We start from the raw sequence: 13,603 nt of genomic DNA, 5'->3' as shown, positions 1-13,603 counted from the left end.
CGGGCCCTGCTGCAGCGGATCGGCCGCAGGTGCCGAAGCCACGTCCGCCTCAGGTTGTAGGGGTGGGGCTGACTCCACCTCCTGAAGGTGGACGAGCGGGGGACACCTACTGCGGGATTACCCCTGGGGGTCATCGGTCGGCAGTAAGGACCAGCCCCGACGTCGGCACCCCGGTCCCCGCCGTCACCAGCACCCTTTCCGCCCCGGATATCTGGTTCACGGACGTCCCGCGCACCTGCCTCACTCCCTCCGCGATGCCGTTCATACCGTGCAGATACGCCTCCCCGAGCTGCCCCCCGTGCGTATTGAGCGGCAACCGCTCCTCGGCCACGAAGCCCCCTCCCTCTCCCTTCCCGCAGAACCCGAACTCCTCGAGCTGCATGACGACGTACGGGGTGAAGTGGTCGTACAGAATCCCCACGTCGATCTCCCCCGGCCCCAGCCCCGCGGTCCGCCACAGTTGCCGCGCCACCACGCCCATCTCGGGCAGTCCGGTGAGCTCGTCCCGGTAGAAGCTCGTCATCTGCTCCTGCCCCCGGCCGGCACCCTGGGCGGCCGCCGCTATGACGGCCGGCGGGTGGGGCAGGTCACGGGCCCGCTCGACGGAGGTGACGACGATCGCCTGGCCGCCGTCCGTCTCCTGGCAGCAGTCCAGCAGCCTGAGCGGCTCGACGATCCAGCGCGAGGCCGCGTGGTCGGCGAGGGTGATGGGTCTGCCGTGGAAGTAGGCGGCCGGGTTGGTCGCCGCGTATCTGCGGTCGGTCACCGCCACATGTCCGAACACCTCCGGCGTCAGCCCGTAGGTGTGCAGATACCGCTGGGCCGCCATGGCCACCCAGGAGGCCGGGGTGAGCAGCCCGAACGGCAGGGACCAGCCCAGCGCCGTGCCCTCCGCCGAGGGCTCCCGGTGCTGCACGCCCGAGCCGAATCTCCGGCCCGACCGCTCGTTGAAGGCCCGGTAGCAGACGACCACCTCCGCGACGCCCGTCGCCACGGCGAGCGCCGCCTGCTGGACCGTCGCACAGGCGGCGCCACCGCCGTAGTGCACCCGGGAGAAGAAGGACAGCTCCCCCATGCCGCAGGCCTGGGCCACGGTGATCTCAGGGCTCGTGTCCATCGTGAACGTCACCATCCCGTCCACGTCCTCCGGCGTGAGCCCGGCGTCGTCCAGGGCGGCCCGCACCGCCTCCACGGCCAGCCGCAGCTCACTGCGTCCGGAGTCCTTCGAGAAGTCGGTGGCCCCGATACCGGCGATCGCCGCCCGCCCGGCCAGGGCGTCTCTTGCCCGCACGCTCATGCCGGACCCTTCGACGGCGGCACCGTGACCGTCACCGTGCCGGTCACGTGCTTGCCGATCCCGTTCGCGCCGATCACCCGGACCGTCGCTGTGTCTCCGTGGACCTCCTCGACACGGCCCGTCAACACCATCGTGTCCCCCGGGTAGTTGGGTGCCCCGAGTCGTATGGCCACCCTGCGCAGTTCGGCCGTCGGTCCGAAGTAGTCGGTGATGTAGCGGCCGACCAGGCCGTTCGTCGTCAGGATGTTCATGAAGATGTCCGGGGAGCCCTTCTGGCGGGCCAACTCCGCGTCGTGGTGGACGTCCTGGTAGTCGCGTGAGGCGATGGCGCCGGCGACGATCAGTGTGCGGGTGATCGGGATCTCCAGCGGGGGCAGTTCGTCACCGGCCACCAGAAGCTGTCCGCTCACCCCTTCACGGCCCCTCATGTGCCGACCTCCCGCCTCTCGCGCATCTGCCGCGTCTCCTGGGCCTCCTGGGCCCACCAGACCGGAAGCACCAACTCCTCGTCGTACTCCTGGAATTCGAGCCGCACCGGCAAGCCGATCCGCACCTTGTCGTACGGCACCCCCAGCACGTTGCCGATCATCCGCACGCCCTCGGCCAGTTCGATCAGGCCGACCGCGTAGGGAGGGTCGAAGGCGGGGAAGGGCGGGTGGTGCATCACGACGTACGAATAGACCGTCCCCTCCCCGCTCGCCTCGACCGTGTCCCAGTCGAGTCCGCCGCAGGCGTTGCAACCGGGCAGCCAGGGGTGGCGGAGCGTGCCGCAGCCCGTGCAGCGCTGGATGAGGAGTCGGCGCCGCTGGACGCCTTCCCAGAAGGCGGCGTTGTCGCGGTTGACGACGGGGCGGGGACGTGACGGCTTCGGTGACTGGTCGCGCCGGGTCGGGATGCCTGCCGGGCGGTCCGCCCGACGTGACGGCGCGTACTTGAGGATGCGGAAGCGGTGGGTGCCCGCGAGGTCGGGGCCGACGCGGATGTCCATGCGGGTCGTGACGAAGTACCCGGTGCCGAGCTTGGTCGTCTTCTGCTCCGAGACCGACTCGATCACCGAGTCGTAGGTGATCTCGTCCCCGGGCCGCAGGGGGCGTAGATACTCCTGCTCGCAGTCCGTGGCGACCACGGAGGTGTAGCCGGCCTCGTCGAGCAGGCCGAGCAGCTCGTCGTACGCGTGCGTGCCTCTCGTCTGGCCGGAGAGGCCGCTCATGGTCCACGCCTGGAGCATGGTGGGCGGCGCGATGGCGTCCGGTCCCGAGTACGCCGGGTTGGTGTCACCCATCGCCTCGCACCAGTGGCGGATCATGGGTGCGTTGACGGGGTCCTTGCCGACGCGGGCCACGGCGGCGCGCTGCCCCTCATAGAGCTTCAGCCGCGCCTCGAACGCCTCGGCCGCCGCGCCCGTCTCCACGTCCGCCCTATGGCTCACCACCGGCTCGTAGCCCACCGTCGCCCCCTCGCCCTCATCGCCCCGCGGCGCATCGCACTGACACTTCTGGTACACCGCGAACGCCGATCCGGTTCCCATGAGTTTTTGCTGGCTCCACGAAGATTTCTGACTGTCCGTCAGATGTGGTGGGCTGTCAAGGCCGAGAAGAGCGGCGGAAAGCAGCGAAGAGGCTGCGGAGAGCAGCGGGAGGTCGCGGGAAGCAGCAGGAGGCGGCGGAAAAACGTCTGCGCGGCGGTACCGAAGTACCGCCGCGCAGACGCGTCACACCCCACAGAGCACACCCCACACAACTCCGAGGAGGCCGATGCTGAGCACCGGGCACCGGCCTCCTCAGCTCACCACCAGAGGGGGGTGAAGTTGACGGACGTGTTGTCGTTGCCCTGGTTGACCGCCGTGAACGCGGAGCCGTTGACCTGGGCGGTGTTGCTCTGGTTCGAGGCGCCGGAGCCGGTCGCCTGCTGCTGGGTGGTGGCCGAGGTGCCGTAGTTGTCGCCGACCCCGCTGCCGATGAGGCCCTGCGCGGCGTTCGTGACGGCCGCGCTGGATCCGTCGTCCGCGAAGGCGCCGTTGTCCGCCGTCGCGACGCCGGCGAAGAGAACGGCGGCCAGCGGGAGGGCGGAGACGGCGGCGATGACGCGGGCGGTACGGATGCTTGCCATGTTTGTTCCTCCAGAACAGGTGCGCCCAGGCTCCCCGCCGGACGCATTGGTGGTGCATGAAGTACTGCGCTTTCCAAGGCAGTTGGCCGACCGCCCCGGAGTTCTGCACGACGTCGCGAGATCAGAGTTGCCCACCGAATCCCCGGCGAACCATCCCGTAAGCCCCTATTCGCCCTGAAGCGTGATGACAAGTCGATAAACCCCTTTCGCCACTTCCAACGCTCACGTCAGGGCAGTGCGGGCAGTACGGTCCGTTCCACCCCAAGGCCCCCAATAGGGGAAAGGTTCCGGCAGCCCTTCGGTCATTCACCGAGGACCGGCGCGCCAGGGCCAGGTCACACCCGTCACCCCTTCCCTTTTTCGAACACTCGTACGAACATGGAGTCATGGCCACCACCGACCGGCAGGCCACGACGCTGGCCCTCGCACACGCCCTGTCAGCCGCCGAGCGCGGACTGGCCGTCATCCCCCTGTCCCGGACGAAGCTCCCGGCCCTGCGCTCCCCGCACCGCGACGATCCCGACCCCGCCCCCTGCCACGGCGAGTGCGGCCGCTTCGGACACGGGGTCTACGACGCCTCCACCGACCCCGCCCGCATCCGTGAGCTCTTCGCCGCCGCCCCCTGGGCCACGGGCTACGGCATCGCCTGCGGCCTCCCTCCGCACCACCTCATCGGCATCGACCTCGACACCAAGTCCGGTACGGACGCCTCCGCCGCCCTGCGCGAACTGGCCCTGCGCCACCTGTTCACGATTCCGCCCACGGTCGTCGTCCTGACCCCGAGCGGCGGCCGCCACCTCTGGCTGACCGGCCCGCCGGAGGCCGTCGTCCCCAACTCCGCGGGCCGCCTCGCACCCGGCATCGACATCCGGGGCGCCGGCGGCTACCTCGTCGGCCCCGGCTCCCGCACCGAACACGGCGTCTACAGCACCGCCCCCGGCACCTCCCACATCGGCCCCGCCCCTTGCCCGCGCGCCCTCCTGCGCCTTCTGCTCCCTCCGCCCCGCACGCACCAGTTCGCGCCCCTCTCGGCCGGCGGCCACGGCCAGGGGCTCGTCCAGTTCGTGCTCGCCGCGCACGAGGGCCAGCGCAACACCCGCCTGTTCTGGGCCGCCTGCCGCGCCTACGAGGACGGCATCGGCCCAGCCCTCGTCGACTCCCTCGTCGAGGCGGCGCTCGACACCGGCCTGACGGAACGCGAGGCCCGCGCGACGATCGCGTCGGCGGCGCGGATGACGGGGCACCGGCCCTGACGTACGCCGCCTCGGCGCCGATGCCGGCTCCGACCCGGACTCCGACGCCGATGCGGACCTCGACGCGGACGCCGACGCCAGACACTCGACGGGGGCTTGAAATCGCACGGGAGCACGATGCACCACCGCCCAAAGGCGCCGACCATGTCGCTCGCCCGCGTCGTCCTCGCCTCCGGCCGTTCGCTCGACCTCTCCGAGCTGCGGCTGTCCGCGACGTACGGCGGCATGCTCGGCATACTCGGGACGCCGGAAGGCTACCCGTGCAAGCCGGTCAACGACCGGAAGATCAAGGTCCTCGTCCGCGCCGCGGCCCGCGCCCACCCCGCCGTGCCGGTGCATCTCGTCCCGCCGCCGCGCGAGTATCCCGACCAGTACACGGGCGCGTACGGCCCGGTCGAGGTGCTGCCCGCCGTGGCCTGCGTCGGTGCCTTCCACTCCACGGCCCTCGATCGCGACCACGACCCGGTGCTACGCCGCTCCGCCCTCACCATCGTCTGGTTCCAGCCCACCGCGCGCGTGCCGGACGGATACGACGCGGAGGAGACGCTGCGGGGCGTGGACTGGGAGGGGTTGGCGCGGGACTACGAGTCCTAGGGGCGCCGGATCAGGGCGGCGCCATAAGGTGGCGGTAACCAGAACCGGCCGTACTGCCGAACCGGCCAGGGCGATGAAAACGGCTTGCCCCGGAAGGCAACCCCTGTGCCAGGCTCGGCCGATGAGCGCTTCCCGACGTGAGCTGCTGCGCTGGCAGTTCGACTTGACCTGGGCGTTGTTCGAGTACCACCTGGAACGGCTGCGGCCCGAGGACTTCCTGTGGGAACCCGGGCCGCTCTGCTGGACGGTGCGTCAGGCCGACGACGGCTCCTGGGTGCCGGACTGGGCGGACACCGAGCCCGACCCCGTCCCCGTGCCGACGATCGCCTGGGTGAGCTGGCACATCGGCTGGTGGTGGAGCGTGGCCGCCGACCATCTGCACGGCCGCCCGCCCCGGGAGCGCACCGCCGTCACCTGGCCCGGCGACGGCGAGTCGACCGTCGCCTGGCTCCGCGACCTGCGTACGGACTGGCTCGCGGCCCTGGACGCGCTCGACGACGACACGGCCCTGGACGCCGCGGCACCGTTCCCCTCGCCGAACGACCCGCAGTACACCGTCGCCCGCATGATCGGCTGGGTGAACGCCGAGCTGATGAAGAACGTCGCGGAGATCGGTCAGCTACGGCTGCTGCTGCGGACTCAGCAGGAGCACTGACCTGGTGACCTGGTGACCAAGATGTCCCATTCGCCTACTCGCTCCAGAATGTGAATGTCAGCTGTTCGCGTGCCGGATCGGAGAGGCCATGACGGACCTCAAGTTTGAGCAGAAGCGCTCGCTGTCACGCCTCGAGGCGGCTCACCAGCTCACGGCGCTCGCGGACGCGCTGCGGCAGGGCGGCGATGCCGAGCTGGAGCTCGAACCGTGGACACTGAGCCTCAGGGTCCCCTCCGACCTCCACAGCGAAATCGAGGTCGAGGTCGATGACGGGGAGATCGAGCTGGAGATCGAACTCAAGTGGTCGATCTCGCCGGACACCCGGTCCACGGCGTCCAAGGCGTCTGAGGCGGCGAAGGCCGAGGGCACGGATAAAGCCGGAGGCACGGAGAAGGCCGGAGGCAGGCGGAGGAGCGCGACTGCCGGTTCCGGGGGAACACGCGCCGGTGGAGGCAGAACCGCGAAACGCACTGCCGCGAAGAAGTCCTGAGCGGATCGCGGCCCCGCGCGCTGACGCCGAAGGCCCCCGACCGATTCCGCTGGTCAGGGGCCTTCCGCACTGCTCATAGCGCGGTGGGTGTGGGATTTGAACCCACGGTGACATCGCTGCCACGACGGTTTTCAAGACCGCCGTGCTGCCACGGCCTTTCCATGCCTTGACCTGCATCGATACGTCAACCGGTCGAGCGTCCAAGCGCGTTGGCCCACACATGGCCCACAGAACCCCCGCATTGAGCACGAGACCGCTTCGCCCCGAAGCAACTTGAGCGGGGGTGCCGCCTTGAGCCGGTGCGGCGTTCACCCGCGCTGACGGTCCGTAGACGTCCGCGGTTGTCCGCCGCTGTTCGCTGGCGTTGTCACGCAGTTAGACACTGACCCGGAGCACGGGATCAGCGAATCTGAGCTCAGTTCTCCGGGTGCAGGCATAACCCTTCCAGTGTGGCAGATCAACTCTGGGGGCCCAGGCCAGAGCAGGGTGGGGGCGGTCACCCATGGGTGCCGTCTGTCATCGTCGGCCAACCTCGCACGGCCCAGGGACGGCCCAGCCCGGCGCTTGTGCCGCTGCCCGCGCCGAGGGCTGAATCGGCAAGTTTTACGAAGTTTCGGCAGAGCCGAGCGATGGCTCCTACAGTGGGATGCATGACGCATGAAAACGAGGAAGAGTTGGACCCCAAGGAACAATTTCTGTTCACTGTGGCATATCTCGGGGAAGAATTCTGGCGGAGCATGGACGCGCTTCTGGAGGTGGCGACGGTTGCGTCACCGCAAATCAAGAAGTTGGATTCCGATTTCCTCCCTTCAGTCATGGATCCAGTTTTTGAGCGTCTGACCGAGGAAGAGTTTAAAAAGATTGGCGACGCCTTCAAAAGGTACGAAAAAGAGATCGAAGAGGGGCGAAGCCCATCCCCTTTGAATATCATGTGGGAGGCGGTGAAAGATGAGTCATGGGGTCCCGCCTGGATGCATCATCTCCACGAGGCACTGAGTCGCTCACCTCGTCTGCCCATGTTCCTTCAATCGACCATTGTTTCAGCGGTGAGCAATTTTGAGGTGCTACTCGCTGGCCTGGTGTCCAACTTCTATGAGATCGCACCTCAAGCCCTAGAGGCGTCCTCTAGGGACAAGGGTAAAGAATTCTCCTTGCGTGAGCTTAAGGAGATGAAGAGCCTAGAAGATGCGATTAAAATTGCAATTGATCGCCGTGTCGAGGAGTTCATGTTTGGCAGCTTCGGCGACTGGCGAAAATTTTTCGCCGACAAAATGAAGCTAGATTTTGAAGATTATGCGATTGATTGGAATTTTTTGCAGGAGGTTTTCCAGCGCCGTCATGTGATAGTCCATAACGGCGGGCATGCAAGTCGCCGCTACATGCAGAATGTCGATGCGGGGCTTAGGAAGGGAGTAAAGGAAGGGGATCACCTGCAAGTTGATGAAGATTACCTCAACAAGGCTACCAATGAACTCCTCTGCTTCGGGTACCTCCTCATGAGTGCTCTCGCGCTGAAATTTGCGACGGGGCATAGCTCGGGAGTGGTTAGCCGTGTACATGATTTCGCATATCAGAACCTCGCGAAAGGACGCTATGAGCTAGTCGAAAAGTGCACTTCCTATGGGGCTGAAATCTCTTCGAGCATGGAGGACGAGCTGCTCTTTCGGGTCAACTCCTGGATCGCCAGGCAAAGAATGGGGGATAAGGATGTCCTGCGTGAGGTGAACGATTGGGGCGTAGCTGCCCTGAGTCCCAGATATGTACTGGCCAAGCATTGCCTCCTCGGCGAGAAAACTGAGGCTATGCAGGTACTCAGGGGCTTGACTGCATCGGGCGATATAGATCTTGATAATCTTATCGAGTGGCCCCTCTTGGAGCCTCTTCGGGGAACCGACGAATACCAAGAGCTGGTTCGGAATGCAGAGGTGCCGGAAGATTGGCATTTTGCCGAGCAAGTACTTTTCGAGAATCCCAAAACCGCGATGCTGCACACTAGGCGTTGCGGCTTGGTGCGAGCCGACTTTAAGCGGCGATCCATCGGACAAATCGACTTGACCTCTGCTCTTCTCTGCAAGCGGTGCAAGCCGTCAACTGCGTTGGGTGACGTCGAGTGACTCGAAAGACTCAAGGGTGACAACTAGGTCGGTGGAGCGGCTTTGGGCTGGAGCTGCTTTGGCGCGAGTGATCATGGCCCATTACGCTGGCCCGCGGATCGGGCAGGTTTGTGAGCCTGCCCGTTAGTGCCCGATCTTGGGCCATGATCTTCGAGGCTCGCGCCAAAGTGGCTGCCTAAAGCCGTGGAGCCGACCGGCCTCAGCCACAGAGGGTTTTCCTTCCTTCGCCCGCATGCATGCAGCGCGCCGCCGGGCGCGGCCAGCCGGGGCGAAGACAGGAGGCAGGCCGCGCCGTCGAGGCGGCGCGCGCCCGCGCCGTGCGCGGGCCTTGATGAGGCAGGGAAAGTTCAGAACGCAGCTCAGGGCGGGCCGATGCCCACCTTGGCATCAGGTGCCGGGGCGGGGAGCAACGTCAGCCGGCATGAGTCGGCTGGTGAAGCCTTCGACGCACAGCCGCTCAAAGGCGGCTGCAACGGTGTCAGGTACGTCCTGCTCGATGGCCAGGCCCAACCTCGGGAAGACGAGCACTCGTTGCAGGGCGCCCACGATCATGTCGATCACCATGCGAGCGTCCCCGATGGAGTCGGCGTACTCCTCCAAGCCCATCGGCGTGGACGCGCACACCACTTCGACCTCGGGCCACTTCTTCCGCATCATGGCGTACGAGCGCCGCTCTTCGTACGGCTTGCTCACGAGCAGGACGGACGAGACCTTGACATCGGCCTCTGCCAGCACCGCTTTCGTGAACTCGATGTTCTCGCCCGTGTTCGTGGCACGCGGTTCCAGGAGTACTGCCGAATCGGGCACCCCTAGCTGCAACGCCCGCTCTCGGTAGTGGACAGCCTCACCGCGCGGCATACGCGCCCGGGTCGTGGGGCTGGTGGCCCCCGTGAAGACGATGACCGGCGCCATGCCCTGGTGGTACAGCTCGGCTGTCACGTCAGCCACACCGAGGTCGTGACTGCCCAGACCAACGGCCACCGAACACGGCCGTGGCTCGTGATGCATGAAGTGGTAGTCCCACAGGAGTCGAGCATCCGCCCATGCCTGTGCCGAGATCATTCCTGCCCCTTCCTGTCCTGTGCCGAGTCGGGAACCTTGAAGTCGTACTCCCACGCGAAGCGAGAAGCCGAGTGAATGCCCACCGCGAACTCAACCACCGTGCCATCTGCGGTGTACGTGGTCCGGTGCAGCTCGACTACGGGCTCACCGGCGGGGAGCTGTAGGAGCTGCACTTCGTCCGTTGTCGGGACGCGAGCGAAAAGGGCCTCTCTCATGTGGTCGATCTCGTATCCGGCGTCGTAGAGGACCCGGTATCCGCCGCCACGGCCGGCCGGGCCCGGCGTGGGGTCGACGATGCGTGTCCCCTCGACGTGCTCCGGCCTGTAGTAGCTGGTCAGCGTGTGAGTCGGCTGCACCCCTTCCTTCACGAGTCGGGCGCGTGCGTATACCTCGGAGCCGACTGGGATGCCCAGCCCCTCCGCTACGAGGCTGTCTGCCTCGACGCGGCTCACGGTCTGTGTCTGCTCGTTGCGCTTGTACTCACGTCCCGATGCGACGCGGTCAGCGATGAACGCGACTTCGTCACCGTCGCGCCACTTCGCCTTGTCGTACCGGGCGATGCCCAATCGCTTGAGCGGAGCACGCGGACGCACCACGGTGCCGTGTCCGCGCGTCGACGTCACGAGGCCTTCAGCCTCCAGGGCCTTGTAGGCCTTGTGGACGGTCTCCTTCGAGCCTTCCCCGTCCTCGACAAGCTTTCTGATCTGGGGCAACTGGGCGCCCGGCGGATACTCACCGCTCTTGATCTGCTCCGCGAACCTGTCCGCCAGTTCGCGCCACTTCGGTGCCACGCAGAACTCCTCTCGACGCGAACCAGTGAACCACAGTCCTAGGACTGTTGACAGTCCTAGGACTGCGTGCCATCGTCTTCTCAAGCCGCTCGCAGTCCTAGGACAGCGGGCCGGAAGGGTCCTTCTTTGGGCTGCTTCCAGGTAGTGCCGGTTCGGGATGGCTCGCCTTCATGTGGGGCCCTGAGCCGGTCGTTCGTTGAGAACTGAACAGAGGGCGCACCGCAGCCTGCACATGGGAAGAGCGGCCGTCAGAAGCATCAGGCAACAGCGACAAGCCGTAGGCCCTGCCGCACGAGCAGCAAGCACCTTCTCCCATGCCGTCCCTGCGGGGCGGACAAGTGATCCACACGTGCGGTGAGACAAGGGCAAAGATCGCGGAGCCCCGAAGGCAGCCTGACCGGTTCGAGTCCGGTCCGGGGCACTTTGGCCGCTGCTCAGTGGCCGTGCCGCGCGAGGTTCGCGCGGCTTCACCACCAACGGCGTGCACCCCCGGAGATTAGGCCCTCCGGGGGTGCTGTTCGGGCCGTTCCCACCTTCGAGAGGAACACGACCCATGAGGCACATCGGTGCTGTTCAGGCGGTTGTTACCGCCGACGAGTTCGACCGCGAGCCGACGGCCGCGGAGCTGAACGCCATCGCGGTCCAGACGCCGCTCATCGACGCGGAAGTCGAGTTGCTGGACGTCCGTATCGCCCTGTTGGACCGGACGCCGAACGAGCTGGACGAGCGGCGGCTGCGCAAGGCAGTGCACAAGGTGCTGGCCGAGCGCGTTGCGCTGGCCAACCGCGCGACCGCGGGGGAGGCGGCGTGATCCGCATCGTCACCGCGGCCCGTCTGGAACGGCTGGACGCCGATGCGGGCGCGGCCCGCGAGCACGCCCGGCAGACCAGCGGTGCTGCGAACGAGGCGTTCGGCCGGCACGTGCGGGAGCTGTACGCCGGCACTGACCGCGCGGAGCGGGCGGAGGCTGCCGCCGCCGAGGTGGGCAAGTTCCTGGCCCACGCGGTTGAGGAACTGTCCGTGGCGCAGCAGCAGCTGCTGCTGAAGGACATCGAGATCCAGCGGCTTCGCAAGGAGCTGGAGGGTGAGTCGATGGAGGGGCGGACGCTGACGGTGCTGCTGCACTACGGCGAGCCGCACACCGTCTATGCCTCCCGTGAGGACGCCTATGCCGACACCGCCACGCACGGAGTGCCCGCCGGCACCCCGTGGGTGCCCGCGCGTGAACGCCCGCCGTCTGCGTCCGAGTGGCGTTGTGAGGCGTTCATCTACGACGCCGCCTCCAACGGGTTCCGCCGCGCGTTCATGCCTGTTCCGAGGTCGATGGGGGAGGCGGCGTGAACAGTGTTCAGACGCGTTCAGCGGAGCGTGCCCTGTCGGGTGGCACGTGGCTGATCGTGTGCGGGGCGATGCTCTATTCAATCCTGACCGTAACGCCGTTGATGGCCGCGCATACGGCGGATGAGTGGGACTGGACGGCGCCGATTCTGCCGCTCGTGGTGGATGCCGCGGTGGTCATCGTGGTCAAGCTCGATGACGTGCTGGCCCGCCTGGGCGGGCACGGCGGACGGTGGCCCGTCACCCTGCGCTGGATGACCGGCCTGATGACCCTCGCGCTCAACACGGCCGACTCCGCGCTGAAGAAAGACCTGGTCGGGGTGGCTGTGCACTCGGTGGCGCCGCTGCTGCTGATCGTCACGGCGGAGACCAGCCTGGCCTACCGGCGGGCCATCGCTCACGCCGTGGCGGCTCTGGAAGTCAAGCAGAGGGCCGAGCGGGAGCGGCGGGAGGAGGCGGCCCGCGAGCGCGAGGAGCGGGCCCGTGCCGAGGCACGGGAGGAGCGCGAGCACACGGCGAGGCTGGCGCGTGAACAGCGTGAACACGAAGCCGCATTGGCCCGTGAGCAGGCTGAGCGGGAGGAGCGGGCCCGGCGCGAGGAGCGCGAGGCCCGGGAGCGGGCGGAGGCTGCCGAGCGGGAGAGTCGTGAACGCCGTGAACGCGAGCGTGAACGCCGTGAACAAGAGCGGCAGGCGCTTGAACAGCAGGCCCAGCAGCGGGCTGAGGAAGAGGAGCGCAAGCGCGCCGAACAGGCGAGGCGTGAACGCGCGGTGCTGCTGGACGGCCCGCCCGTGAACACCAAGCTGCCCGAGGACCACGCCCGGCGGATCATCGCCGCCGCGGTGGCCGAGGGCGTGTCGGTGCGGCGCGCGGCGGAGCTGTGCGGCTGGTCGGTCGGCTGGGTCTCCGCCCGCTACGCAGAGCACCGCGAGCCTGCCGCCGACGGTCGCGCTGAACTCGCCATCGCGGGCCAGTAATGGGCGGCATAAGCGTCCGGTTCTGGGACCCGGACGGCGCCAAGTACGGCATCCCCACCTACCCGCTTCACATGGCCCCGGAGGGTCTGGCCACGCGCCGACAGTTGCGGGCACGTGGGCTGCGTCCGGGCGGTCAGGAGATCGCCGCTCAAGTGCTGTGGCGCCACCCGCGCGGCATCGCGGCCGCGTACCTGTACCGGATCGACCTGGCCAAGCCCGTGCGGCCCATGACGCCGGCGCGGTGGCGGGCGCACGAAGCGATGATGCGCCCCCGCCGCACCTGCCCCGCATGCCTCCGCGACGTCGGCTATGTCATCCGCACCTCGATCGGCACGTGCGAGCCCTGCGCTCCCGACCGTGCCGCCGCCTGAACTCGCACAGCACCTCAACCACCCCTTCTCGTCAAGGAGTTTCGCTGTGTCCAGCCGTACACGTACCCGCGTCCAGAAGGTGCCCGCGGGTGCCGCCACTGTCCGTATCCCGCGCCAGCACGGGCGCCGCGGCGCTCAGCCGCTGGTGTTCGTGATGCCCGAACGTCCCTCGCTTGCCCGCGAGTTCGCCGCGTTCGGCGTGCGTCTGCTGTGGGACCACCGAGTCGGTCTCGCCCCGCTCACCCTTGGCCTTACGGCCCTGGTCTCTGCTGGCGTCCTGCACTGGTGGGCGTGGTGGTCCGGGTTGGTCCTCGCCCCGTTCGCCGCCGGGCCGCTGGTGTGGCTGCTCATCGCCCAGCGTCGCCGTCCGGCCGGCCGCTCGGTCACTTGGTGGCGTGCCGGTTTCACGGTGTTGGGCACCGCGGCGCTGTCCTGGCTGGCGCTGGCCGCCGGGTTCGGTCCGCTGGCCGGTCCGCTGTTCACGCTGTGGCTGGTCATCACGGTGGCCGCTCAGGTGGCGTGGCTGGTCATCCGCAGGAAGGGCTGAGCAGC

General features: G+C 67.6%; 16 protein-coding genes and 1 tRNA gene. 10 read left to right on the top strand and 7 right to left on the bottom strand.

Annotated features, from left to right (window positions below):
- Positions 1 to 130: 130 nt before the first annotated feature.
- From ACFZBP_RS09415 to ACFZBP_RS09400, 4 genes are all read right to left on the bottom strand, one after another.
- The gene (locus ACFZBP_RS09415; protein ID WP_391411367.1) at positions 131 to 1,297 is read right to left on the bottom strand and encodes a lipid-transfer protein; all 1,167 of its coding nucleotides are present in this window, start codon (positions 1,295 to 1,297) and stop codon (positions 131 to 133) included.
- Complete coding sequence (locus ACFZBP_RS09410) at positions 1,294 to 1,692, bottom strand: MaoC/PaaZ C-terminal domain-containing protein (protein ID WP_391411626.1); 399 nt, start codon at positions 1,690 to 1,692, stop codon at positions 1,294 to 1,296. Before ACFZBP_RS09410 ends, ACFZBP_RS09415 begins: the two co-directional genes overlap by 4 nt.
- A 29-nt stretch (positions 1,693 to 1,721) precedes the next feature.
- Entirely contained in the window at positions 1,722 to 2,825 is a 1,104-nt protein-coding gene (locus tag ACFZBP_RS09405) for an OB-fold domain-containing protein (RefSeq protein WP_391411365.1), read from the bottom strand.
- 257 nt (positions 2,826 to 3,082) lie between these two features.
- Positions 3,083 to 3,406 (bottom strand): hypothetical protein, encoded by a 324-nt coding sequence (locus ACFZBP_RS09400; protein WP_383449598.1) that lies wholly within the window; start codon positions 3,404 to 3,406, stop codon positions 3,083 to 3,085.
- A gap of 386 nt (positions 3,407 to 3,792) precedes the next feature.
- Between ACFZBP_RS09400 and ACFZBP_RS09395 the strand changes: the two genes are divergently transcribed.
- The 4 genes from ACFZBP_RS09395 (at position 3,793) to ACFZBP_RS09380 (ending at position 6,398) form a co-directional block, all read left to right on the top strand.
- Positions 3,793 to 4,659, top strand: a complete 867-nt coding sequence (locus ACFZBP_RS09395) for a bifunctional DNA primase/polymerase (RefSeq protein WP_391411362.1) — start codon at positions 3,793 to 3,795, stop codon at positions 4,657 to 4,659.
- A gap of 144 nt (positions 4,660 to 4,803) precedes the next feature.
- Positions 4,804 to 5,253, top strand: a complete 450-nt coding sequence (locus ACFZBP_RS09390) for a hypothetical protein (protein WP_391411360.1) — start codon at positions 4,804 to 4,806, stop codon at positions 5,251 to 5,253.
- 121 nt (positions 5,254 to 5,374) lie between these two features.
- Positions 5,375 to 5,908 (top strand): DinB family protein, encoded by a 534-nt coding sequence (locus ACFZBP_RS09385; RefSeq protein WP_391411358.1) that lies wholly within the window; start codon positions 5,375 to 5,377, stop codon positions 5,906 to 5,908.
- 88 nt (positions 5,909 to 5,996) lie between these two features.
- Entirely contained in the window at positions 5,997 to 6,398 is a 402-nt protein-coding gene (locus ACFZBP_RS09380; RefSeq protein WP_391411356.1) for an amphi-Trp domain-containing protein, read from the top strand.
- Positions 6,399 to 6,482: 84 nt separating this feature from the next.
- On the opposite strand, the gene ACFZBP_RS09375 is transcribed toward ACFZBP_RS09380, so the two are convergent.
- A tRNA-Ser gene (locus tag ACFZBP_RS09375) sits at positions 6,483 to 6,556 on the bottom strand.
- A gap of 492 nt (positions 6,557 to 7,048) precedes the next feature.
- On the opposite strand from ACFZBP_RS09375, the gene ACFZBP_RS09370 reads away from it, so the two are divergent.
- On the top strand, positions 7,049 to 8,512 hold the full coding sequence (locus tag ACFZBP_RS09370) for a hypothetical protein (protein WP_391411354.1): 1,464 nt from the start codon (positions 7,049 to 7,051) through the stop codon (positions 8,510 to 8,512).
- A 387-nt stretch (positions 8,513 to 8,899) separates the two neighbouring features.
- Here ACFZBP_RS09370 and ACFZBP_RS09365 read toward each other — a convergent pair whose 3' ends face one another.
- The gene (locus ACFZBP_RS09365; protein ID WP_391411352.1) at positions 8,900 to 9,574 is read right to left on the bottom strand and encodes an ElyC/SanA/YdcF family protein; all 675 of its coding nucleotides are present in this window, start codon (positions 9,572 to 9,574) and stop codon (positions 8,900 to 8,902) included.
- Positions 9,571 to 10,365: a UTRA domain-containing protein gene (locus tag ACFZBP_RS09360; RefSeq protein ID WP_391411350.1), complete on the bottom strand. Its 795-nt coding sequence runs from the start codon at positions 10,363 to 10,365 to the stop codon at positions 9,571 to 9,573. The genes ACFZBP_RS09365 and ACFZBP_RS09360 overlap by 4 nt, the downstream gene beginning before the upstream one ends.
- A 553-nt stretch (positions 10,366 to 10,918) precedes the next feature.
- Here ACFZBP_RS09360 and ACFZBP_RS09355 point away from each other — a divergent pair.
- The 5 genes from ACFZBP_RS09355 to ACFZBP_RS09335 are packed head-to-tail and all read left to right on the top strand — an operon-like array spanning position 10,919 to position 13,598.
- Positions 10,919 to 11,176 (top strand): DUF6284 family protein, encoded by a 258-nt coding sequence (locus ACFZBP_RS09355; protein ID WP_391411347.1) that lies wholly within the window; start codon positions 10,919 to 10,921, stop codon positions 11,174 to 11,176.
- Positions 11,173 to 11,706 (top strand): hypothetical protein, encoded by a 534-nt coding sequence (locus ACFZBP_RS09350; protein WP_391411346.1) that lies wholly within the window; start codon positions 11,173 to 11,175, stop codon positions 11,704 to 11,706. Before ACFZBP_RS09355 ends, ACFZBP_RS09350 begins: the two co-directional genes overlap by 4 nt.
- Positions 11,703 to 12,680 (top strand): DUF2637 domain-containing protein, encoded by a 978-nt coding sequence (locus tag ACFZBP_RS09345; protein ID WP_391411344.1) that lies wholly within the window; start codon positions 11,703 to 11,705, stop codon positions 12,678 to 12,680. Before ACFZBP_RS09350 ends, ACFZBP_RS09345 begins: the two co-directional genes overlap by 4 nt.
- Positions 12,680 to 13,051, top strand: coding sequence for an RRQRL motif-containing zinc-binding protein (locus ACFZBP_RS09340; RefSeq protein WP_391411341.1), 372 nt, complete (start codon positions 12,680 to 12,682; stop codon positions 13,049 to 13,051). The genes ACFZBP_RS09345 and ACFZBP_RS09340 overlap by 1 nt, the downstream gene beginning before the upstream one ends.
- A 46-nt stretch (positions 13,052 to 13,097) precedes the next feature.
- Entirely contained in the window at positions 13,098 to 13,598 is a 501-nt protein-coding gene (locus tag ACFZBP_RS09335; protein WP_391411339.1) for a hypothetical protein, read from the top strand.
- Positions 13,599 to 13,603 lie beyond the last annotated feature (5 nt).

The sequence above is a fragment of the Streptomyces sp. NPDC008086 genome (assembly GCF_042957325.1).
Lineage (GTDB): Bacteria > Actinomycetota > Actinomycetes > Streptomycetales > Streptomycetaceae > Streptomyces.
This window is presented reverse-complemented; position numbering and strand designations above follow the sequence as displayed.